Consider the following 22377-nt stretch of genomic DNA (forward strand, 5'->3'; position numbering starts at 1 on the left):
TCTTGCATTCATAGCAGTCATGACAGCCTTTCCAATGCTTGCTGCGCCGCGGCCTGTTCGGCCTTGCGACGGCTGGTGCCGACCCCGACCAACGGACCATCCAGACCGTCCACCTCGCACTGCACGGTGAACTCCTGGTTGTGGGCCTCGCCCTTGACGTTGGTCACGGTATAGGTCGGCAGGGACCGGCGGCTGCCCTGCAGAATTTCTTGCAGCCGGGTCTTGGGATCCTTCTGCTCGATGCCGGGCTTGATCTCTTCCAGGCGGCTGGCGTACCAGCCGAGCAGGAGGCTGCGCACCCGCTCCAGATCGGTATCCAGATAGATGGCGCCGATCACCGCCTCGACCGTGTCGGCCAGGATCGACTCGCGGCGAAAGCCACCGCTTTTCAGCTCACCCGGCCCCAGGATCAGGTGATCCCCGAGGTCGAACTCCCGGCCCAGTTCGGCCAGGGTCTTCTCGCGCACCAGGGTGGCGCGCATCCGGCTGAGATCCCCTTCCGCCGCCTGCGGGAAGCGGTGGAAGAGATCGTCGGCAATCACCAGGCTCAGGATGGAGTCGCCCAGGAATTCCAGGCGCTCGTTGTGCCGGGAACCGGCGCTGCGATGGGTCAGTGCCCGGGTCAGCAGCTCGGCTTCCTGAAAGACATGCCCGAGACGGGACTGCAGTCTGTTCATCTTGATATTCATTTACTGTATTCCGCCAATGCGGTTGAAGCGCACGCCGGTCGGCACCCAGCTGGGCAAGCTGGAACCTTCCTCGCGCTCAAATTCGAAACTGATCCAGATGGCAACCGCCTTGCCCACCAGGTTCTGCTCGGGCACGAAGCCCCAGAAACGGCTGTCGGTGCTGTTGTCACGGTTGTCGCCCATCACGAAGTAGTGGCCTTCCGGCACCACCCACTCATCAGGATAGGTGCCCGGCTGGCGATAGTAGCGATCCACCAGGTCCGGCATCAGCGGGTTGCGCAGGGTCTCGTGGGAGACGTCGCCCAGCTGTTCGGTGTAGCGATCCAGCGGGATCCCCATCTGGCTGAACTCGCCGCGCTGCTCGAACTTGATACCCAGCTTCTGGAAGCCGGGGCACGTTTTCCCTTCCTGCTCCTCGCACTTGGGCCGGATCATCAGCTCCTTGTTACGATAGATGATCCTATCCCCTGGCATGCCGACTACCCGCTTGATGTAGTCCACCCGCGGTTCGAGCGGGTATTTGAACACCACGACATCACCGCGCTTCGGCTCGCCGGTCTCGAGGAACTTGGTGTTGGTCACCGGGTCCTTGAGGCCATAGGCAAACTTCTCCACCAGGATGAAATCGCCCACCAGCAGGGTGGGCATCATGGATCCCGACGGGATCTGGAACGGCTCGAAGATGAAGGAGCGCAGGATCAGCACCAGCGCGATCACCGGGAAGACCCCGCCGGTCTGTTCGATCCAGACCGGCATGGGGGCCACCTTGGCCAAGGTCTTCTCGTCCACGTCCGGGCCGGCATTGGCACGGGCGGCCGCGATCTTGGCCGCCCGTTGCTTGGACCAGACCAGCTTGTCGACGGTCCAGATGATGCCGGTCAGCAGGGTGACGACGACAAGGATCAGGGAAAAGGTGCTTGCCATCGATTAGTCCTTTCCGACGTGGAGGATAGCGAGGAAGGCCTCTTGCGGCACGTCGACACGGCCCAGGGACTTCATCCGCTTCTTGCCTTCTTTCTGCTTGTTCAGCAGCTTCTTCTTCCGGCTCACGTCACCACCGTAGCACTTGGCAGTCACGTCCTTGCGCAGGGCCTTGACGGTGCTGCGGGCGATGATCTGGTTGCCGATGGCCGCCTGGATGGCAATGTCGAACATCTGGCGCGGGATCAGCTCGCGCATCTTCTCCACCACCTGGCGACCGCGATACTGGGCGTTCTCCTTGTGGGTGATGATGGCCAGGGCGTCGACCCGCTCACCGTTGATCATGATGTCCAGACGGACCATGTCGGAGGTTTCGAAGCGCTTGAAGCCGTAGTCCAGGGAGGCGTAGCCGCGGCTGGTGGACTTGAGGCGGTCGAAGAAGTCGAGCACCACTTCCGCCATCGGGATCTCGTAGGTCAGCGCCACCTGCTTGCCGTGGTAGACCATGTTGGTCTGCACGCCACGCTTCTCGATACACAGGGTGATGACGTTGCCCATGTACTCCTGCGGCAGCAGGATGTGACATTCGGCAATGGGCTCGCGCATCTCCTTGATGTTGTTGATGGCGGGCATCTGGGCCGGGCTGTCGATGTGGATGGTGGAGCCATCATTCAGCTCGATCTCGTAGACCACGGTCGGTGCCGTGGTGATGAGATCCAGATCGTACTCACGCTCCAGACGCTCCTGGATGATCTCCATGTGCAGCATCCCGAGGAAGCCGCAGCGGAAGCCGAAGCCCAGCGCAGTGGAGCTCTCCGGTTCGTAGAACAGGGAGGCATCGTTGAGGGAGAGCTTCTCCAGCGCATCGCGGAAGGACTCGTAGTCATCGCTGGAAATGGGGAACAGGCCCGCATAGACCTGGGGCTTCACCTTCTTGAAGCCCGCCAGCGCCTTCTCGGCACCGTGCTTGGCCAGGGTCAGGGTATCCCCCACAGGCGCGCCGTGGATGTCCTTGATGCCGCAGACGACCCAACCTACCTCGCCACAACCCAGGCCGTCGGTGTCCACCTGCTTGGGTGTGAAGATACCGATGCGATCCACACCCCACACCTGACCGGTGCTCATCACCTTGATCTTGTCGTTCTTCTTCAGGGAACCGTTCTTGATCCGCACGAGCGACACGACCCCCAGGTAGGAGTCGAACCAGGAGTCGATGATCAGCGCCTGCAGGGGCGCATCCGGATCACCTTCCGGGGACGGGATCTTGGCCACGATCTCTTCCAGCACCAGATCGACGCCGAGGCCGGTCTTGGCGGAGCAGCGCACCGCGTCTACCGCATCGATGCCGACGATGTCCTCGATCTCTTCGGCAACCCGCTCCGGCTCGGCGGCCGGCAGGTCGATCTTGTTCAGTACCGGCACCACTTCCAGATCCATTTCCATGGCGGTGTAGCAGTTGGCCAGAGTCTGTGCCTCAACCCCCTGACCGGCATCCACCACCAGCAGTGCCCCTTCACAGGCAGCCAGGGAGCGAGAAACCTCGTAGGAGAAATCCACGTGGCCCGGGGTGTCGATAAAGTTCAGCTGATAGGTGTTACCGTCTTGTGCCTGGTAGTTCAGGGTCACACTCTGTGCCTTGATGGTAATGCCGCGCTCGCGCTCCAGATCCATGGAGTCCAGCACCTGGGCCTGCATCTCGCGATCGGACAGGCCGCCGCAAGTCTGGATCAGACGGTCCGACAGGGTCGACTTACCGTGGTCGATGTGCGCAATAATCGAAAAGTTACGAATGTGTTTCATCGAGCAAGAATCACTCAAAATTAAGTTAGGGTCGGATATGAGGGCAGGATTTTACTGGATAACCCGGTCGACGGCCAATCTTTAGTCGGCGGGCCCCTGAAATAGCGCCTTGTCCGGCGAGGTGTTGGACACCACGATGGTATCCGCCAGACCCTGCCCCTCAGGAAAGATGACGGGTATCGAGCACCACCCCGAGCATGCGGGGACCATATTCACCCTGCTCGAGCCGGTCAGAAAAGTAACGAACCAGTAAAACTCCGATGGCGCCGCCCAGCAGGCAGCTGAGAATGGTGACACCCTCTCCCGCCGACAAGAGCGGAGCCAGCCAGAGCTGGCCGAGCAGGGCGCCCAGCAGCAGGCAGAAGAGCGGCAGCACATAGACCAGAGCGGCCCCACGCAATATGCTCGCCTGGGGAATGCCGAGCCGGATCTGCTGGCCCACCGCCACCTCGCCGACGAGGGGAACCCGCAACCGCTGGGGCTTCATCGGAAAGGCCTTGGCGACGGTGCCGGTACCGCAGTTGGACTGTTGATGGCATCCGCTGCAGGCGGAGCGCCGCTCGCACTCCACCCAGGCATAGGTGCCTTCGATGGCCACCACTGTGGCCAGCTCTTCACTCATGTTACTCACCGGACAGCTCCAGAGGGGCGGCAAGGGGATGACCCGATCTCATCACGCGCGCCCCGGTTCGGCAAGTGCCTTCGTACGCCTCACTGCACCGCCTCGTTGCGAGCCAGGGGCTGCACCGACTCGGCAATGCGCTTGGCGGTCTCGGCGGGCACCTCCCCTACCACGGTGATCTCCACACCGACCTCGTTGACATAGCTCACGAGGGAGGTCGCACCCTGGCGGATCAGCTGCTGGCGCACCGCCTGCTTGGGGTCGACCCGGGCCACATAGATGGAGAGATCCACCAGACCGTCGGAGAGCATCATGTAATCCACCGGCAGGCTGGTACTGACCAGCTGGTGCCTGTCCTGGGAGAGCACCTTGAAACCACCCGGCAGCCAGGTCAGATGCCAGTTGAGGGCCTGCTGGGGAGCGGGGTAGGCATCTTCCAGCGCCAGCGCATCGGGCAACTTGCTGCGCGCCAGGGTGACCAGCCAGGGCGCCGGTGCCGGCTGCCTGTCCAGATCCACCCCAAGCACCTGTTCCACCAGGTTGCCTTCCCGATCCACCATGTCCACCCGCAGCAGGAGGTGGCTCTGCTCGTCGACCCAGAGCACGAAACCGTATTTGTCCGCCTCCTTGGGCACCAGCCTCACCACCTGAGCCACCAGGCCGGCCACCCGGCTGCGCCCCGCCAGTACGGGGTCATAGCTCTCCAGCACCCGGGACAGCGGCATCCTCACCAGGCTCGACCAAACGCCGGGAAAACGCGCCCCCTTGAGAGTGTAGGGATCATGACTGTTCTCGAAGAAGGTGTATTCGTTCTGGCGCTGCAAGTACTCCACCGCCTTGCCATCGAGATAACTCAGATGGGCCACTTCCTTGCCATCGATCACCCCGTGGCTGAAACGGATCGGCTCGAGCCGTCCCTGCCGGGCCTTGACCATGGACAATTCGAAATTCTGTTGCGAAACGGCACTCTGCATCTGCTGCAACAAGGCCTCGGCCGACAGATCGTCGGCCGAGGCCTTGGCACAAGTGAACAGGAGAGAGACCAGCAGGATGAAACTGGACTGGCGCACGATCTGATCCCTAAAAATCCGTTATTCCTGAATCTGCTTGTCTTGCAGCAGACGTTGTTGCAGCTGGTGATCTCGCAGGAAGGCATTGATCCGCTCGCGCTGCTCCTGCATCTGCTGCTCGCTCAAGCCTTGCTGGCGCACACTGGCCCTGTTGCCCTCCTGGGGATAGTGCACGCTCACCGGCGTGGCGCTGCCCCCCACAGGTATGGTATTGAGCACGGGGTTGGTCGGCACGCCATCCTTGCCCTGATACTGCTGCACACCGAAGATGACGGCGGCAGCCACGGAGGCGGCAATGGCATACTGCCCCATCTGCTGGCCAAACCGGCGCACCAGGGGAACCACCTTGCCGGCGGTCTTTACCTCAGGAGCTTCGGATTGTGCCGGCTTGGGCGCCAGGATGACCGGTTCGTCTTCCAGCGCCAGCATGATGCTGTCGCTGAGGTCCAGTTGCAGATTGACCGGCAGGTCTCCCCGCATGGCATCACCGATCAGATGGTAACGCGACCAGGTTTCTTGCAGGGCGGGATCCGTTCCCAGCTCCTTCAGAACCTCCATTTCGCTGAGGTCACCATCCATCAGGGCTGAAAGTTGCTCTTTATTTGCCATAAGTTTGCCTGTCTTTCCCCAGTTAATGCTCGATCAGAGGTTGCAACCTTTTATCTATTGCTTCCCTCGCCCGGAAGATGCGGGATCTCACCGTACCCACAGGGCAATCCATGATCTCCGCAATCTCCTCGTAGCTCAGCCCTTCCATTTCACGAAGGGTGATCGCTGTTCTCAAATCTTCCGGCAGGGCTTCTATGGCGGTAAACACGGTGCGCTTGATCTCGTCGGTCAGCGCCAGGTTTTCCGGGGTGGCCACCTCTTGCAGGGCTTCACCACCACCATAAAATTCAGCCTCGTCCGCTTCGACATCACTGCTGGGCGGTCTGCGCCCCTGTGAAGTCAGGTAATTTTTGGCCGTGTTGACGGCGATCCGGTACAACCAGGTGTAAAACGCGCTCTCGCCACGGAATGTCGGCAATGCGCGATAAGCCTTGATGAAAGCCTCTTGCGCCACATCCGGTACATCGCCCGGATTGTTGACATACCTGGCCACCAGGTTGACCACCTTGTGCTGGTATTTGCGTACCAACAGGTTGAATGCATTTTTATCGCCACGCTGGACCCGTTCAACCAGCTGTTCGTCCAGTAGATTCTGGTCGCTCATCAGAGCCGTAAAACCCCCATCAGGTTATCGTTCTTCTTTTCCGGCCCCTTCTTAGCGCACAAGTTCAGACAGGAGGAATCAGAGAAAGTTCGCTTGCATTGAAAAAAATGTGATGCGGGCTGCATCACTGCCCCCCCTTGGGCTACCATGGGGCCAGTTCTTAATCCAGGCCAATGATACTTATGAAAGCAAGTGTTGAATACCTTTGCGACGTGCTGATCATTGGCAGCGGTGCCGCCGGTCTGTCCCTCGCATTGCGATTGGCAGACCAGGCCAAAGTCCTGGTTCTGAGCAAGGGGCCCATCAGTGAGGGGGCCACTCTCTATGCGCAAGGAGGCATCGCTGCCGTGTTCGACGAGACCGACAGCATCGAATCCCACGTGAGCGACACGCTCAACGCCGGGGCAGGGTTGTGCGACCCGGCGGTGGTGGAGTTCACCGCCCGCAACGCCCGCGATTCCATCCAGTGGCTGATCCAGCAGGGGGTCCCCTTCGATCAGGAAGAGGATGCCGAGGGGGAATCCCACTACCACCTCACCCGGGAAGGGGGTCACAGCCATCGCCGCATCTTCCACGCGGCCGATGCCACCGGCAAGGCGGTGCAGCTTACCCTGATCGATCAGGTGCGCGCCCACCCCAACATCACCCTGATGGAGCGCTTCAACGCGGTCGATCTCATCACCACCCGCAAGCTGGGTCTGCCGGGCAACAAGGTGCTGGGGGCCTATGTCTGGAACCGCAACGCCGAGCAGGTCGAGGTAGTGCGCGCCCGCTTCGTGGCACTGGCCACCGGCGGCGCCTCAAAGGTCTACCAGTACACCTCCAATCCGGACGTGAGCTCAGGGGACGGCATCGCCATGGCCTGGCGCGCCGGTTGCCGGGTGGCAAACCTGGAGTTCAACCAGTTCCACCCCACCAGCCTGTTCCACCCGGACGACCCCAACTTCCTGCTGACCGAGGCCCTGCGCGGCGAGGGGGCCTACCTGCGCCGCCCCGACGGCAGCCGCTTTATGCCGGACTTCGACGAGCGGGCCGAGCTGGCGCCGCGGGACATAGTCGCGCGGGCCATCGACCACGAGATGAAACGCCTCGGCGCCGACTGCATGTATCTGGACATCAGCCACAAGCCGGCGGATTTCATCATCAAGCACTTCCCGACCATTTATGAGCGCTGCCTCGCGGTCGGCATCGACATCACCAAGGAGGCGATGCCCATCGTCCCGGCGGCCCACTACACCTGTGGCGGCGTGATGATCGACAACAACGGCCAGACCGACATTCCCGGTCTCTATGCCATCGGCGAGGTGACCTACACCGGGTTGCACGGCGCCAACCGCATGGCCTCCAACTCCCTGCTCGAATGCGTGGTCTATGCCCATCAGGCGGGAGCCGACATCCTGGCCAAGCTGCCCACCAGCGTGGCGCCCCCCAGCCTGCCCGCCTGGGACGAGAGCCAGGTGGACGACTCGGACGAGCAAGTGGTGATCCAGCACAACTGGCACGAACTGCGGCTGATGATGTGGGACTACGTGGGCATAGTGCGCACCAACAAGCGCCTGGCCCGAGCCAAGCGCCGCATCGATCTGCTCAAGCAGGAGGTGCAGGAGTACTACGCCAACTTCCGGGTCTCCAACAACCTGCTGGAGCTGCGCAACCTGTTGCAGGTGGCCGAGCTCATCGTCAACTGCGCCCTGGAGCGCAAGGAGTCGCGCGGTCTGCACTACAACCTGGATTATCCGGACATGCAGCCGGACTCCAAGCCGACCGTGCTGACGCCGGATCGGGAATAAGACCGTTGTGCTCGACTCGGGCGCCTGCCCCCCAGATGACCCCGCCCAGGCGGGGTCATCTGTTATGGGCGGCCGGACGTGGCAGGGATAGAGAGACGCCCCTAACGGACGGCGAGATGAATGGCGCGAGCCAAGGTACGGTAGTGCTCGGGAGAGAGCGCATCGGAGAAGAGCCAGAGCTGGCGTTCCGCTCCTTTCTCGGGCTTCTCGGGCCGCAGCCTCAGCCACAGCGCCCCGGGCAGGATGCGGCTGCGGGGATCCAGCCGATGGCGCTCCCCCCGCCACGTCAGCCACTCTCCATCCCAGACGAGTCGCTCACCCGCCGGGCTTCGGCGCAACGCGCACCAGAGGCCCAGCAACCAGCAGGGGAAAAACAGCGCCCATTGCCAGCCCTGGATCAAGCGGGCCGTGGGCCAGAGCAGCAACAGAAACAGAATGCACAGCAGCAGGCGCTGCTGGCGGGAGGCAATGACGGGTATCTCTACCCGCATCGGGGACACCGGGCTGGCCATGGGAATGAGTCCGGCCGTGGGTCAGGAGAGCGGGCTCAGCGCAGGCGGTCGTGACGGGCCTGGTTGCGCTCGAGGATCAGGGGGATCATGGTGGCAAAGGCGGGATCTTCCGGCACGCCGTGACCCATGCACCAGCGGAACAGCTCGGGATCCTCGCACTCCAGCAGGCGGATGAAGGTCTGCTGCTGCTCCTCGTTCAGGCCGTCGAACTCGTGTTCAAAGAAAGGCATAAAGATCACATCCAGCTCGAGCATGCCGCGGCGGCAGGCCCACTTCAGGCGGGACTTCTCACTTGGGGTCAACATGGAACTCTCCTTACAAAGACCCGGGAATGGTAGCAGCTGGATTTTCCGGCTGACAAACATTCCTTACGTCTTTACCATGCAGGTCACATACTTTCTGTCTCTGGACGACCATCGTGAGCCTGCCGACCCCCCTTCTTCCTGCCGAGCCGACCCTGTTTTCCCTGACCGATCTGGCCATCACCCTCCTCACAGGCCCGGATCGCGCCAAGTATCTGCAGGGTCAGGTCACCTGTGACGTCAACGTACTGCAGCCGGGTCAGAACACCCTCGGTGGCCACTGCGATCCCAAGGGCAAGCTGTGGAGCGATTTTCGCCTGCTCTGCCTCGATGACGGTCTGCTGATGCTGACCAAACCGTCGGTACTGGCGCGCCAGCTGCCCGAGCTCAAGAAGTTTGCGGTGTTTGCCAAGGTCGAGATCGCCGAGTACACGGGGACTGTGGTCGGCGTCGCTGGCCAGGGCACGGATGCCTGGATCGCCCAGCACTTCGCTCTGAGCGGAACCGGCCTTGTCGAGGGCGGCATGGCTGTCAAGGTGGAAGCGGATCGCTGGCTGCTGGTCAGTGAAGCGCCCCAGGCCCTGAGCCTGCCTGCCGGCCAGGAATCCCTCTGGTGGGGGCTGGAGATCAAGGCGGGCATCCCCCATCTGGAGGCGGTGCACCAGGGGGAGTACATTCCCCAGATGCTGAACCTGCAGGCGCTCGACGGCATCAGCTTCACCAAGGGTTGCTACATGGGTCAGGAGATAGTGGCCCGTGCCAAGTATCGCGGTGCCAACAACCGCGCCCTGTTCGTGCTGGCGGGTCAGGCCAGCGGCCCCGTCGCCAGCGGCGACCCCCTGGAGATCCAGCTCGGTGACAACTGGCGCCGCAGCGGCCTGGTGCTCAACGCCTGGCAGCAGGATGGCCAGGTGTGGCTCACCGCCGTGCTGCCCAAGGACACCGAAGCCGACGCCCGCTTCCGCCTCAAGCAGGAGGAGGGTTCCAGCCTGGCCCTGCAACCCCTGCCCTACGAGCTCACCGAGTAAGTTCTCCCTGGGGAGGCACCCGCGCCAGCAGAGCCTCCTTCAGCCAGCGCCCCGCCTGCCCCAGCGGGCGGGCGCGATACCACTGCAACTCCAGCTCCAGCTCGGCCTGGGCGATGAAGTCCGGCTTGAGCACCACCAGCTCCCCCCGTGCCAGCGGCCGGTGCAGCAGAAACTCGGGCACCGCCGCCCAGCCCAACCCCAGTTTGACCAGCTCCAGAATGCCGAGATCTCCCTCGACCCACCACACCTGGGCCGAGAGGCGAAAGCGGTGGCGCTCCGTTCCCTCCCGTCGCCCGGTCACCATCAGCTGGCGCGCCCCCTGCAGGTCGCTCTCCCGCAGCGGCACCTTGCGAGCCAGCGGGTGATCCGGGGAGACCACCAGCGGCATGGCGACGGCGCCCAGCGAGCGGGAGACCAGCTCCCGCTCGGGCTCCGCCTTCTGGTAACTGATACCGAGCTGGGCCCGGCCGCTCTTGAGCAGCTCGGTCACATCCTCCATCAGCGGGAACAGCAGCTCCAGCTCCACCGTCGGATAGCGGCTGGCAAACGCCTCCAGCAGGGAGCCGAGCCAGGGCAGGTGGGAGTCATCGTCGATGGCCAGGGTCAGGCGAGACTCGATGCCGCTGGCCAGCTCGCCGGCGATGGCCTGCAGGCGCTCGCTCTGGGCCAGCAGCACGCCCGCCTCCTGACAAATGCGGGCCCCCGCCTCGGTCAGCACAGGGTAGCGGCCGCGGCGATCGAACAGCTCGAGACCGAGGTCGATCTCCAGATTGGCGATGGCGGTGCTCACCACCGACTGCGCCTTGCCCAGCCTGCGTGCCGCCGCCGAGAAGGATCCTGTCTCGGCGGTCGCCAGCAAGGCCCTGAATTGTTCCAGTGAGGAGGTCATGGTCTGCTCCGGCGCTCCAGTGGCTGCATAGATGTATCTATTTTAACGATGGATACCAACGTGAACCCATCTGTTTTTAGCGATAAATTTGCCGCAGTTCATCTTCACAGACGAGAGAGACCATCATGCGTACTACCCGTGACCGCCTGCGCCACGCCATCGGCTTCGAATTGATTGGCCTGCTCATCGCCGCCCCGCTGGCCAGCTGGGTCACCGGCGTCGGTCTGAACCACATGGGCCCGCTGGCCCTGTTCTTCTCGGTAGTCGCCACCGTCTGGAACTATGTCTACAACATCGGGGTGGACAAGCTGCTGCTGCGCTATCAGGGCCACACCCACAAGGCGCTGTGGCAGCGGGTACTGCACACGCTGGGGTTCGAGGGGGGTCTGCTGGTCGTCGCCCTGCCGGTGATGTCCTGGTGGCTCGACATCGGTCTGCTGGAGGCGCTGGTGCTGGATCTGGGCTTCGTGCTGTTCTACCTGGTCTATGCCTTCGTCTACAACTGGAGCTATGACAAGGTGTTCCCCATCCCGATGGTGCAGCAGAAGGTAGCGGGGTAAATGACGAATAAACGGCGGGTCAGGACGAGGCACCATCATGCGACAGGCATGATGGTGCTGGAGGAAGGATTGCCTCGTCGGGATCAGGCCTGGGCCTGGATCTCTTCCGGGGGCGTGTCGTCCTGCTTGCCCTCCTGCTGCAGCATGGCTTCGAGGTCGCTCTGATACTGGTTCAGCATGCGCTGGGCCGCGACCATGTCACCCTTGTGCAGACGCTCGAACAGATGGTGCTGCACCACGCCGTTGAGATACTCCACCGTGATCGGTTGCTCCAACGCAGACAACAGCTCCTCTTTTTCCAGCTCCGCATTGATCTCGTCGACACTGGTACGCAGCAGACCGGCCAGTTGCACCAGCATGCGTCGCTCGCCTTCGCGCAACAGGCTCAACATGCGGTTTCTCTGCTGCTCATTCTGTTGGGTCATACATTTCCTTACGTTGTGTGGGAACAAGCCCGCTCATTCTGCCCTGTCCTTTTCACAGCGTCTATCTCGGACGCATGACTTATTCCGGGTCGGGAGGCCGGGTGCTATTTGCCCCCCGGCCCGGTATAGTAACGGCTGATCCAGAGGGCCAGTACGCCCCACGTTGCCGAGACCGTCCATCCCATGACCGACGCCATCCTGGTGCTCTGCACCTGCCCCGACGAGGCCAGTGCCGACCTCCTCTGCGAGCAGCTGCTCAGTCAGCGCCTCGCCGCCTGCATCAATCAACTGCCCGGGCTCACCTCCGTCTATCGCTGGCAGGGAAAAACCGAGCGGGCGCGGGAAATCCAGCTCATCATCAAGAGTCGGGCCAGCCTGTTCGAGCCCCTGCGCCAGTGCATCCTCACCCATCACCCCTACGAGGTCCCGGAGATCCTGGCGCTCCCGGCAAACCAGGGTCATCAACCCTACCTCGACTGGTTGAAAGAGGAGACATCATGAGACCCCTTCCCCTGTTTTTCCCTCTGCTGCTCCTGCTGAGCCTGTTTTGCACCCTGCCGGTTTACGCCCAGACGAGCGGCCAGGATCTGCTGAGCAGCCTCGGCATCGAGACCCAAACCCAGCCCAAGTTTTTGAAAGTGGACGAGGCCTTCGTCCTCGAGAGCGAGCAGCAGGGCGACCGGATCACTCTCACCCTGCGCATCGCCGACGACTATTACCTCTATCGCCACAGCATACGCGTCAAGGGAGAGAATCTCGCCTTCGACGAGCCCGTCCTGCCTCCGGGCACCGAGCACGAGGATGACTTCTTCGGCAAGAGCCGGGTCTACTATCAGGAGCTGTCGATCCCCGTCACCCTGACCCAGGCCGGCCAGGGGGCCAGCCTCACCCTGAGCTATCAGGGCTGCACCGAGGGCCTCTGCTACCCGCCGACCACCAAGGTCGTCCAGGTGCAGCCGCTGGCGCCCAAGCCCGATGCTGCGGCACCGGCCACCGCTTCCACCTCGTCCAGCCAGCAAGACAGGCTGGCCGCCGCCCTCGGTAGCCAGGGATTCTGGCTCAGCGTCGCCGCCTTCTTCGCACTCGGCCTCGGGCTCGCCTTTACCCCCTGTGTCTTCCCCATGTATCCCATCCTGACCGGGATCATCGCGGGCGCGGGGCAGCACCTCTCCACCCGGCGCGCCTTCCTGCTCTCCTTCGTCTATGTGCAGGGGATGGCGCTCACCTACACCCTGCTCGGCCTGGTGGTGGCCTCGGCCGGCCTGCAATTCCAGGCGGCGCTACAGCACCCCTATGTGCTGATCGGGCTCTCCGTCATGTTCGTGCTGCTGGCCCTCTCCATGTTCGGGCTCTACACCCTGCAGCTACCGAGCGGCCTGCAAACCCGGCTCTCCGGCCTCTCCAACCGCCAGCAGGGCGGCTCGGTGGCCGGGGTCGCGGTCATGGGCATGATTTCGGGGCTGGTCTGCTCCCCCTGCACCACGGCACCGCTCTCCGGCGCCCTCATCTACGTGGCCCAGAGTGGCGACCTCTGGCTCGGCGGTGCGGCCCTCTACGCCCTGTCGCTGGGGATGGGACTGCCGCTGCTGCTGCTCGGCACCTCGGGGGGCAAGCTGCTGCCCAGGGCCGGTGCCTGGATGGATGTGATCAAGCAACTCTTTGGTTTTGCACTGCTGGCGGTGCCCATCCTGCTGCTCTCCAGGCTCTGGAGCGAGCAGACCACCTCCCTGGCCTGGCTCGGCTGGGCGCTGGCCCTGTGCGCCTACCTCTATCACCACAACCAGCACCGCACCCATTCGGTCGGCAAGAGCCTAGGCGGCTTCGCCTTGTTGCTGGCCATGATGAGCCTGGTGCTCATGGGCAAGGATCTGCTGCATCCCTCCCCCGGCGTCCAGGCCAGCGCCGAGAACCGGGCGCCTGCTTTCATCCGCATCAAGACCCTGGAGGATCTCAAGACCCGGCTCGCTGCCGCCCACGGCAAGCCGGTGCTGCTCGACCTCTACGCCGACTGGTGCGTGGCCTGCAAGGAGTTCGAGCACAAGACCTTCAGCGACCCGGATGTACGGGCACGCTTCGATGACATGGTGCTGCTGCAGGCGGACGTCACCGCCAATGACGACGCCGACGTCGAGCTGCTCAACGGTCTCAACGTGCTGGGTCTGCCGACCCTGATCTTCTTCGACAGCGCAGGCAATGAAATCAGCGGCCAGCGAGTGACCGGCTTTATGGGCCCCGAGGAGTTCGCGGGACATCTCGACAGGGTGATCGATGCCAACTGAACTGCGTCACCTCCGGGCTGCCGATACCCCGGCCTTGCAGCGCCTGTTCGAACTGGCCCCTGCCTATCAGGCGGCCATCAGTCATGAGCCTCTCTGCGCGCAAGCGGCGCAAGAGGCACTCACTGAATGCCCGCCCGATCTGCCGCTCTCTGCCAAGCATGTGATCGGGCGCTGGGAGGAGGGAGAGCTCACCGCCGTGCTCGATCTGCTGCGCGCTTACCCCGACCCGACCACCGCCTATCTGGGCCTGTTGCTGGTGGGAGAACCCTGGCAAGGGGCCGGCCGGGGTCAGGCGCTCTATCTCCACGCCTGCACGCTGGCCCGCTCATGGGGAGCCACCCGGCTTCGCTTGTCGGTGATTGCCAGCAATGAATCTGCATTATCTTTTTGGCTTCGCAGAGGGTTTACCGAGTGTTATCGCCGCGATCTCGCCGGTTATCGGGCCGAGGCGATCGTGCTGGAATGCAGCATAGGCCCCGCGCCTCCTGCGCAAGCCCTCGCCATCTCATCCCTTGCTGACTGATTTTTCCGGCCATCCCTTGTATATGACCGGCACCATGGCAGAATTTGCCCTTTCCCGTCTCGTTCGTCCGGAGTTTTGATGAAAAAGTGGTTCATCCCCCTGTTGGCCCTCTGGCTCTATGGCTGCAACTCGGGTCCCGGTGAAGAGGCCATCCAGAGCCAGGTGACCGCGAAGTTGCAGGCGGCCACCGACGCCAGCCTGTTCGACATCAGCGACTTCACCATCCTCGGCAAGGAGGAGCGGATGGAGGGGATCTATCTGGTCAAGGTGAGCTACCGGCTCCACTTCAAGCAGGGGCTGGATCAGTTGCAGGTCCTGCACGACGAAGATCTCGTCTACGACAGGGTCGGCCCCTTCCAGCAGGAGATGGGGCTGATGGAGCTGGAGCGCAAGTACGGCGACTTCGAAGCGGGGCAGGTGCTGCCCCAGGAGAGCCAGGTCTGGATGATGAAGACCGAGCAGGGCTGGCGATTGGCGGAACCCGAACCTGCGCAGCAGGGATAATCCCCTGCCTCCCTCCGGCCTAGAGCAGATCCTTCATCCTGTGCCAGAGCATCCCGAGCGCCAGCAGCGGTGAGCGCAGCGCCGGGCCGCCCGGGAAGGTGATATGGGGCACACCGGCGAAGAGATCGAAGCCCCGGCTCTCGCCGCGGATCGCTTCCGCCACCAGCTTGCCCGCCATGTGGGTGGCATTGACCCCATGCCCCGAATAAGCCTGGGCGTAGAAGACATTGGGATGCTGCTTGAGGCGGCCGATTTGCGGCAAGCGGTTGGCGCCTATGCCTATCATCCCTCCCCACTGGAACTCGATGGCGGTGCCCGCGAGCTCGGGGAAGACCCGCAGCAGCTTGGGCAGCATGAAGGCCTTGATATCGCGAGGGTCTCGGCCGGAATAGTTGCAGGCCCCGCCAAACAGCAAACGGCCATCCGCCGACAGGCGATAGTAATCCAGCGCCACGTTCTGATCGCACACAGCCATGTTCTGCGGCAACAGGCGCTGACGCAGCCGTTTCTCCAGCACCTGGGTGGCGAGGATGTAGGAGCCTGCCGGCAACACCCTGCCGCCAAGCTCGGGGTTGAGGTCGTTGAGATAGGCGTTGCAGCCGATCACCAGATAGTCGCTGCTCACCCGGCCGTGAGCCGTGGTCACCTCGACCCGCTTGCCGTAGTCGATGTGGGTGACTCTGGAGTGTTCGAACAGGGAGACGCCCAGACTCTGGGCTGCGCGCGCCTCGCCGAGCGCCAGATTGAGGGGATGCAGATGACCGGAGCCCATGTCGACCATGCCGCCGATGTAGCGATCCGACCCCACCACGGTGCGGATCTCCTCTCTGGGAACCATCCTGATCTCGTGCCGGTAGCCGAGGCTCGCCAGATGCTCTGCATCCTCCTCGAACCCCTTCAGGTGACGCGCCTTGGTGGCGAGATCGCAGTACCCCCAGGTGAGATCGCACGCGATGTTGAAGCGCTCGACCCGCTCGCGCACCAGCTGCACCGCCGCCAGCCCCATCAGATCCAGCTCGCGCACGCCTTCTTCACCAATCCAGCGGGCAAACTGGCTAGTGTCGTGACCGATACCGCGAATGAGCTGGCCGCCGTTGCGCCCTGAGGCCCCCCAGCCGATGCGGTTCGCCTCCAGCAGCACCACCTTGTAACCAGCGTCAGCCAGGTTGATGGCGGTATTGAGGCCGGTGAAACCCCCGCCGATGATGCAGACGTCGGCCTCCAGCTCACCGCTGAGCTCGGGCCACTGCCGATGGTCGTTGCGGGTCGCGGCGTAGTAGGAGGCCACGTGCTCCTGATGTGTGTTGTGCTTTCCCTGCATGTTCAGCATCCTGCCCTGGTTGCATTCGTTTACTAAATTAAACGGATGTCATCGATAATACCCAGCCCCAGGGTAGCGATCCAGCCTGTCAGGATCACAGAAATGCAAAAGGTGCCCCAAAGGGCACCTGTCCGTAACGACCGCGTCATCAATGCAAAAGGCGCCCCGCAGGGCGCCTTTTCATGCAATCAAGGTGCTGTAACGAATTACAGTACGTTGATGGCGTTCAGGTCGGAGAAAGCCTGCTCCAGACGCTTGATCATGGAAGTCTGACCGGCACGCAGCCATACGCGCGGATCGTAGAACTTCTTGTTCGGCTTGTCGGCGCCTTCCGGGTTGCCCAGCTGGCCTTGCAGGTAGGCTTCGTTGGTCTTGTAGAAGTCCAGGATGCCTTCCCAGGTCGCCCACTGGGTGTCGGTGTCGATGTTCATCTTCACTACGCCGTAGGAGATGGACTCGCGGATCTCTTCCAGAGTGGAACCGGAACCGCCGTGGAATACGAAGTCCAGAGACTTGGCCGGGATGCCGAACTTCTCGGAAACGTACTTCTGGGAAGCGTCCAGGATGGACGGGGTCAGCTTGACGTTACCCGGCTTGTAGACACCGTGCACGTTGCCGAAGGAGGCAGCGATGGTGAAGCGCGGGCTGATCTTGGACAGACGCTCGTAGGCGTAGGCCACGTCTTCCGGCTGGGTGTACAGAGCGGACTGATCCATGTGGCTGTTGTCGACGCCGTCTTCTTCGCCGCCGGTGCAACCCAGTTCCAGTTCCAGAGTCATGTTCATCTTGGCCATGCGGGTCAGGTACTCGCAGCAGATGTCGATGTTCTCTTCCAGAGACTCTTCGGACAGATCCAGCATGTGGGAGGAGAACAGCGGCTTGCCGGTTTCAGCGAAGTGCTTCTCGCCCGCTTCCAGCAGACCGTCGATCCACGGCAGCAGCTTCTTGGCGGCGTGGTCGGTGTGCAGGATGACCGGTACACCGTAAGCTTCGGCAACGGCGTGCACGTGCTTGGCACCGGAGATGGCACCGATAATGGCAGCTTGCTGGCCTTCCAGCTTCAGACCCTTACCGGCGGTGAATGCAGCACCACCGTTGGAGAACTGCACGATAACCGGGGCTTTCACCTTGGCGGCAGCTTCCAGCACGGCGTTGACGGAGTCGGTACCGACGCAGTTGACGGCCGGCAGAGCGAAGCCGTTTTCCTTGGCGATGGCGAACACTTTCTGAACGTCATCACCAGTGATCACGCCGGGTTTTACGAAGTCGAAAATTTTCTTAGACATGTTTAATCGTCCTGTCTCGTATGCCGTTAATAAAAAGTGGGGGGTTCATCATGAACCGGCACAGCGGCCACATGATAAACGAAACGGGAGGCTTTTGCCCCCCGTCCCGGGTCAATTAGGCCTTGGCGCGCTCTTCGAGAATCGCGACGGCCGGCAGTACCTTGCCTTCTACGAACTCCAGGAAGGCGCCGCCGCCGGTGGAGATGTAGGAGACCTTGTCGGCGATGCCGAACTTGTCGATGGCGGCCAGGGTGTCACCACCGCCAGCGATGGAGAAGGCCGGGGACTCGGCAATGGCGCGCGCGATCACTTCGGTACCCTTGGCGAACTGGTCGAACTCGAACACGCCGACCGGGCCGTTCCACAGGATGGTCTTGGCGTTCATGATGATGTCGGCCAGGGCCTTGGCGGAATCCGGACCGATGTCGAAGATCATGTCACCGTCGGTCACGTCGGACACGGACTTGATGGTGGCCGGGGTGGATTCGGAGAACTCGGCACCCACGACCACGTCGGTGGTCACCGGGATATTGGTTTCGGCAGCCAGCTTCTTGGCGGTGTCGATCAGGTCGTGCTCGCACAGGGACTTGCCGACGTTGTGACCGGCAGCGGCGATGAAGGTGTTGGCTATGCCACCACCGACCACCAGCTGGTCAGCGATCTTGGAGAGGGATTCCAGTACGGTCAGCTTGGTGGAGACCTTGGAGCCGCCAACGATGGCAACCATGGGGCGCTCGGGCTTCAGCATGGCCTTGCCCAGGGCTTCCAGTTCACCAGCCAGCAGGGGGCCAGCACAGGCAACCGGTGCGAACTGGGCCACACCGTAGGTGGAGCCTTCGGCGCGGTGAGCGGTACCGAACGCATCCATTACAAAGACGTCACACAGGGCGGCGTATTTTTTGGCCAGCTCTTCGGTGTTCTTCTTCTCGCCCTTGTTGAAGCGGCAGTTTTCCAGCACGACCAGCTCACCGGCGGCGACGTCTACGCCGTCCAGGTAATCCTTGGCCAGACGAACCGGGCAGGACAGTGCGTCTTTCAGATAGTTGACAACCGGAGCCAGGGAGAATTCTTCGTTGTATTCACCCTCGGTCGGACGACCCAGGTGGGAGGTGATCATCAGCTTGGCGCCCTTTTCCAGAGCCAGCTTGATGGTCGGCAGGGTGGCGACGATACGTGCATCGGAAGTGACCTTGCCGTCTTTTACCGGCACGTTCAGGTCAGCACGGATCAGAACGCGTTTGCCCGCCAGATCCAGGTCGGTCATCTTGATAACAGACATATTCAGTCCTCTATATTTTCAGGTAATGTTAAAAAAACAGTAACCTTGCACCCGTGCAGGCTCTCAGCCTGCGGCCATCATGGCCCGGGTGGTATCCAGCATCCGGTTGGCGAAGCCCCATTCGTTATCGCACCACATCAACATCTTGACGAGGTTGGCATCGCTGACCCGGGTCTGGGTACCATCAATGATGCAGGAGTGTGCATCATGATTAAAGTCTACGGAGACCAGTGGCTCTTCCGTGTAGTCCAGAATACCGTGTAATGTACCTCTGGATGCCCGTTGCAGGGCTTGATTTACGTCACTAACTGTCACTTTTTTACGAACAGTAATGCTCAGATCCATGGCGGTTACATTGATGGTAGGTACCCGCACCGCGATCGCCTCGAACTTGCCGGCAAAGTGCGGCAGAATCCGCTCCAACCCCTTGGCCAGCTTGGTATCCACCGGGATGATGGACTGGCTGGCGGCCCGGGTTCGACGCAAGTCGCCGTGATAGGCATCGATGACTTGCTGGTCATGCATGGCCGAATGAATTGTCGTAATAGTACCACAATTTATTTCGAATTCTCGATGCAATGTTTCTATGACGGGGACCACGCAGTTGGTGGTACAGGAGGCGTTCGAGACGATCCGCTCCCGTCCCGTCAGCACCTGATGATTGACCCCGTAGACGATGGTGGCGTCCACGTCCGCATCCGCCGGATGGGAAAAGAGCACCTTGCCCGCCCCCGCTCCCAGATGTAGCTCTGCATCGGCCCGCGAACCGAACACGCCGGTGCAATCCAGCACCACGTCCACCCCCAGCGCCCGCCAGGGCAGCCTGGACGGATCCTTCTCGGCAAACAGGGCGATGAGGTCCTCCCCCACCAGCATGCTGTTGCCTGCCAGTTGCACCGGGTAGCGGAAGCGACCGTGACTGGTGTCGAAGCGGGTGAGGTGCACCATGGCCTCCGGCGCCGCCAGCTCGTTGATGGCGACTATCTTGATCTGTTTGTCGCGTCCGCTCTCGTAGAGGGCCCGCAGCACGTTGCGGCCGATGCGGCCGTACCCGTTGATGGCAATCTTGATCATGAAAGTTCTGTATCCTTACCTGCGACTGAGGGATGAACGGATGGGCGGCTCACGAGAGCAGCGCTTCCCGGAAGACGCCGCGTGCCAGCAGCGCGGCCCCGAACACCCCGGCACTGTCCCCCAGCGCAGGCGCGATGAGGGGGGTGGCGAAACGGGGATTGAAGAGAAATGGCAGCACGGTCTGGCGGCCGGCGCTGTAGAGGCTCTGCACATTGCCCACCCCACCGCCGATGACGATGACGTCCGGGTCGAGGATGTTGACCACGTTCGCGAGCGCCTGGCCGAACAGCAGGTGCAGCCTGTCTATGGTGAGCCTGGCGACGTGATCGTGGGCCGTGGCTGCCGCAATCTGGGCGAGTGAGAGGCGGTGCTTGGCCTTGGCCTCGTACCAGGCCTCCAGGGCCGGGCCGCTGATCATGGTCTCGACACAACCGCGCTTGCCGCAGTAGCACTCGGGACCGTCCGGTGAGAGCACATTGTGGCCCCACTCCCCGGCGATGCCGTGGTGGCCGTTGAGGATCTGGCCGTTGATGACGATGCCGGCCCCCACCCCGGTGCCCATGATGATGCCGAATACCACTTTCGCATCAGGGTGGTGCTGGCGCACCGCACCGAGGTGGGTTTCCGCCAGCGCGAAGCAGTTGGCGTCGTTGGCGATGAGCACGGGCACGCCGAGCCGGCGCTCCAGATCTTCCTTGAGCGGCTTGCCGTTGAGCTCGGTGGTGTTGCAGTTCTTCATCAGGCCGGTTTGCGGATCCCGCGCCCCCGGCGTCCCCATGCCGATGACGGCAGGGCGCTGGCCGAGCCGTGCGGCGCACTCGTCCACCAGTCTGGCAATCTGGCCGATGATGTGGTCATAACCGCCGGCACGTTCGGTCGGGATGCGATGGCGCAGCAACACCTCGTCGCCGTCCAGCACCACACACTCGCACTTGGTCCCGCCAAGGTCGATGCCCCAATCCCACGCACTCTTGCCCATCCTGCCTCCTGCCCTGTTCAGCGACGCCATCATCCGGTGGGCAGGCGCGCTCGCCCAGCCCGTCCGTGACGGTGTTCCATGGTGGTGCAGTGTAACCCGAGCGATGGCCGGGATGCAGCCCCGCCAGCAACGAAACGGGGCCCGAAGGCCCCGTTCATTGCACTGTTAGCCGCGCTCAGCGACCGTGATACTGCACCGACAGCTCGTGCACCGCATTGACGAAGACGCCGGCGTGCTCCGGGTTCACATCCTGATGGATGCCGTGACCCAGGTTGAAGACGTGACCGTTGCCATGACCGAACCCGGCCAGGATGGAGGCGACCTCCTCCCGGATACGCTCGGGGGCGGCGTAGAGCATGGAAGGATCCATGTTGCCCTGCAGCGCCACCTTGTCGCCGACCCGGCGCTTGGCGTCCGCGATGTCGGTGGTCCAGTCCAGACCCAGGGCGTCGCAGCCGGTGGCGGCGATCTGTTCGAGCCACTGGCCGCCGTTCTTGGTGAACAGGGTGACCGGCACGCGGCGACCGTCATGCTCGCGGATGAGTCCGTCGACGATCTTGTGCATGTACTGCAGGGAGAAGTCGCGGTAGTCACGCGGGGTGAGCACGCCGCCCCAGGTGTCGAACACCATGACGGCCTGGGCACCCGCCTTGATCTGGGCGTTGAGATAGGCGATGACGCTGTCCGCCAGCTTGTCGAGCAGCAGGTGCAGGGTCATGGGCTCGGCGTACATCATCTGCTTGATCTTGGTGAACGCCTTGGAGCTGCCCCCCTCCACCATGTAGGTGGCCAGGGTCCAGGGACTGCCTGAGAAACCGATGAGCGGCACTTCCCCCTTGAGCTCGCGGCGGATGGTGCGCACCGCGTTCATCACGTAGCCGAGCTCGTCTTCCGGATCCGGCACAGGCAGGGCCTGCACGTCGGCCATGGACTGGATGGGGCGCTCGAAGCGCGGGCCTTCCCCGTGCTCGAAGTAGAGGCCCAGGCCCATGGCATCGGGCACGGTGAGGATGTCGGAGAAGAGAATGGCGGCATCGAGCGGGTAGCGGCGCAGGGGCTGCAGGGTGACTTCACAGGCCAGCTCGGCGTTGCGGCACAGGGACATGAAGTCCCCCGCGACGGCACGGGTCGCCTTGTATTCCGGCAGGTAGCGGCCAGCCTGACGCATCATCCACACCGGGGTCATGTCCACATCCTGGCGCAGCAGGGCGCGCAGGTATCGATCGTTCTTCAGCTCTTTCATCCCAGTTCCTGACTCATCTCACGCATAAAATGGCGGACATGATACCACTTTGTGCAAGGCTGAGGGCG

At 62.6% G+C, this 22377-nt stretch carries 24 protein-coding genes; 7 read left to right on the forward strand and 17 right to left on the reverse strand.

Translation table 11 applies throughout. The annotated features are described in order from the left end of the window. Window positions 1–17: 17 nt before the first annotated feature. From rnc to rpoE, 7 genes are all read right to left on the reverse strand, one after another. Complete coding sequence (rnc, locus tag J9885_RS01450; protein WP_043763271.1) at window positions 18–689, reverse strand: ribonuclease III; 672 nt, start codon at window positions 687–689, stop codon at window positions 18–20. Continuing rightward, the gene (lepB, locus tag J9885_RS01455; RefSeq protein ID WP_210547859.1) at window positions 690–1613 is read right to left on the reverse strand and encodes a signal peptidase I; all 924 of its coding nucleotides are present in this window, start codon (window positions 1611–1613) and stop codon (window positions 690–692) included. Window positions 1614–1616: 3 nt separating this feature from the next. After that, on the reverse strand, window positions 1617–3410 hold the full coding sequence (gene lepA, locus J9885_RS01460) for a translation elongation factor 4 (protein ID WP_043763267.1): 1794 nt from the start codon (window positions 3408–3410) through the stop codon (window positions 1617–1619). Between the two features lie 160 nt (window positions 3411–3570). Continuing rightward, window positions 3571–4032 (reverse strand): SoxR reducing system RseC family protein, encoded by a 462-nt coding sequence (locus J9885_RS01465; RefSeq protein ID WP_210547935.1) that lies wholly within the window; start codon window positions 4030–4032, stop codon window positions 3571–3573. A gap of 89 nt (window positions 4033–4121) precedes the next feature. Then, complete coding sequence (locus J9885_RS01470; protein ID WP_210547860.1) at window positions 4122–5102, reverse strand: MucB/RseB C-terminal domain-containing protein; 981 nt, start codon at window positions 5100–5102, stop codon at window positions 4122–4124. Window positions 5103–5123: 21 nt separating this feature from the next. Beyond that, window positions 5124–5711: an RseA family anti-sigma factor gene (locus tag J9885_RS01475; protein WP_210547861.1), complete on the reverse strand. Its 588-nt coding sequence runs from the start codon at window positions 5709–5711 to the stop codon at window positions 5124–5126. A 22-nt stretch (window positions 5712–5733) separates the two neighbouring features. Beyond that, window positions 5734–6315 carry an RNA polymerase sigma factor RpoE gene (rpoE, locus tag J9885_RS01480; protein ID WP_043763259.1) on the reverse strand — a complete coding sequence of 194 codons (582 nt, stop codon included), beginning with the start codon at window positions 6313–6315 and terminating at the stop codon, window positions 5734–5736. A gap of 182 nt (window positions 6316–6497) precedes the next feature. Here rpoE and nadB point away from each other — a divergent pair, with 182 nt between their 5' ends. Continuing rightward, window positions 6498–8105 carry an L-aspartate oxidase gene (gene nadB / locus J9885_RS01485; RefSeq protein WP_210547862.1) on the forward strand — a complete coding sequence of 536 codons (1608 nt, stop codon included), beginning with the start codon at window positions 6498–6500 and terminating at the stop codon, window positions 8103–8105. Window positions 8106–8206: 101 nt separating this feature from the next. Here the strand turns inward: nadB and J9885_RS01490 are convergent, their stop codons facing one another. Continuing rightward, a complete protein-coding gene (locus tag J9885_RS01490) occupies window positions 8207–8584 on the reverse strand; it encodes a protein YgfX (RefSeq protein WP_210547936.1) in 378 nt (125 codons plus the stop codon). Window positions 8585–8652: 68 nt separating this feature from the next. Continuing rightward, window positions 8653–8922 carry a succinate dehydrogenase assembly factor 2 gene (locus J9885_RS01495; protein ID WP_043763255.1) on the reverse strand — a complete coding sequence of 90 codons (270 nt, stop codon included), beginning with the start codon at window positions 8920–8922 and terminating at the stop codon, window positions 8653–8655. Between the two features lie 113 nt (window positions 8923–9035). Between J9885_RS01495 and ygfZ the strand changes: the two genes are divergently transcribed. Then, the gene (gene ygfZ / locus J9885_RS01500) at window positions 9036–9947 is read left to right on the forward strand and encodes a tRNA-modifying protein YgfZ (protein ID WP_210547863.1); all 912 of its coding nucleotides are present in this window, start codon (window positions 9036–9038) and stop codon (window positions 9945–9947) included. Here ygfZ and J9885_RS01505 read toward each other — a convergent pair. Next, window positions 9937–10836 carry a LysR family transcriptional regulator gene (locus J9885_RS01505; RefSeq protein WP_210547864.1) on the reverse strand — a complete coding sequence of 300 codons (900 nt, stop codon included), beginning with the start codon at window positions 10834–10836 and terminating at the stop codon, window positions 9937–9939. The genes ygfZ and J9885_RS01505 overlap by 11 nt on opposite strands. Window positions 10837–10961: 125 nt before the next feature. On the opposite strand from J9885_RS01505, the gene J9885_RS01510 reads away from it, so the two are divergent. After that, complete coding sequence (locus tag J9885_RS01510; RefSeq protein WP_210547865.1) at window positions 10962–11396, forward strand: PACE efflux transporter; 435 nt, start codon at window positions 10962–10964, stop codon at window positions 11394–11396. Window positions 11397–11479: 83 nt separating this feature from the next. Here the strand turns inward: J9885_RS01510 and J9885_RS01515 are convergent, their stop codons facing one another. Next, complete coding sequence (locus J9885_RS01515) at window positions 11480–11821, reverse strand: hypothetical protein (RefSeq protein ID WP_043763247.1); 342 nt, start codon at window positions 11819–11821, stop codon at window positions 11480–11482. A gap of 183 nt (window positions 11822–12004) precedes the next feature. Here J9885_RS01515 and cutA point away from each other — a divergent pair, with 183 nt between their 5' ends. The 4 genes from cutA (at window position 12005) to J9885_RS01535 (ending at window position 15127) form a co-directional block, all read left to right on the forward strand. Next, window positions 12005–12322: a divalent-cation tolerance protein CutA gene (gene cutA / locus J9885_RS01520; RefSeq protein WP_210547866.1), complete on the forward strand. Its 318-nt coding sequence runs from the start codon at window positions 12005–12007 to the stop codon at window positions 12320–12322. Next, window positions 12319–14100 (forward strand): protein-disulfide reductase DsbD, encoded by a 1782-nt coding sequence (locus J9885_RS01525; protein ID WP_210547867.1) that lies wholly within the window; start codon window positions 12319–12321, stop codon window positions 14098–14100. The genes cutA and J9885_RS01525 overlap by 4 nt, the downstream gene beginning before the upstream one ends. Then, the gene (locus J9885_RS01530) at window positions 14090–14623 is read left to right on the forward strand and encodes a GNAT family N-acetyltransferase (RefSeq protein WP_210547868.1); all 534 of its coding nucleotides are present in this window, start codon (window positions 14090–14092) and stop codon (window positions 14621–14623) included. Before J9885_RS01525 ends, J9885_RS01530 begins: the two co-directional genes overlap by 11 nt. Before the next feature lie 78 nt (window positions 14624–14701). Then, window positions 14702–15127, forward strand: a complete 426-nt coding sequence (locus J9885_RS01535) for a hypothetical protein (RefSeq protein WP_210547869.1) — start codon at window positions 14702–14704, stop codon at window positions 15125–15127. A 19-nt stretch (window positions 15128–15146) separates the two neighbouring features. Here J9885_RS01535 and J9885_RS01540 read toward each other — a convergent pair whose 3' ends face one another. The 6 genes from J9885_RS01540 to hemE all read right to left on the reverse strand — a co-directional run bounded on the left by J9885_RS01540 (window position 15147) and on the right by hemE (window position 22309). Next, window positions 15147–16448: an FAD-binding oxidoreductase gene (locus J9885_RS01540; protein ID WP_210547870.1), complete on the reverse strand. Its 1302-nt coding sequence runs from the start codon at window positions 16446–16448 to the stop codon at window positions 15147–15149. Between the two features lie 206 nt (window positions 16449–16654). Beyond that, on the reverse strand, window positions 16655–17734 hold the full coding sequence (fbaA, locus tag J9885_RS01545; protein WP_005309342.1) for a class II fructose-bisphosphate aldolase: 1080 nt from the start codon (window positions 17732–17734) through the stop codon (window positions 16655–16657). Window positions 17735–17849: 115 nt separating this feature from the next. After that, the gene (locus J9885_RS01550) at window positions 17850–19013 is read right to left on the reverse strand and encodes a phosphoglycerate kinase (RefSeq protein WP_042016220.1); all 1164 of its coding nucleotides are present in this window, start codon (window positions 19011–19013) and stop codon (window positions 17850–17852) included. A gap of 63 nt (window positions 19014–19076) precedes the next feature. Further along, the gene (epd, locus tag J9885_RS01555) at window positions 19077–20087 is read right to left on the reverse strand and encodes an erythrose-4-phosphate dehydrogenase (protein ID WP_210547871.1); all 1011 of its coding nucleotides are present in this window, start codon (window positions 20085–20087) and stop codon (window positions 19077–19079) included. A gap of 49 nt (window positions 20088–20136) precedes the next feature. Beyond that, window positions 20137–21066: an ROK family protein gene (locus tag J9885_RS01560; protein ID WP_210547872.1), complete on the reverse strand. Its 930-nt coding sequence runs from the start codon at window positions 21064–21066 to the stop codon at window positions 20137–20139. A gap of 175 nt (window positions 21067–21241) precedes the next feature. Continuing rightward, complete coding sequence (hemE, locus tag J9885_RS01565; protein ID WP_210547873.1) at window positions 21242–22309, reverse strand: uroporphyrinogen decarboxylase; 1068 nt, start codon at window positions 22307–22309, stop codon at window positions 21242–21244. Window positions 22310–22377: the final 68 nt, after the last annotated feature.

This window comes from Aeromonas sp. SrichE-2G, from assembly GCF_017939565.1.
GTDB lineage: Bacteria > Pseudomonadota > Gammaproteobacteria > Enterobacterales > Aeromonadaceae > Aeromonas > Aeromonas taiwanensis.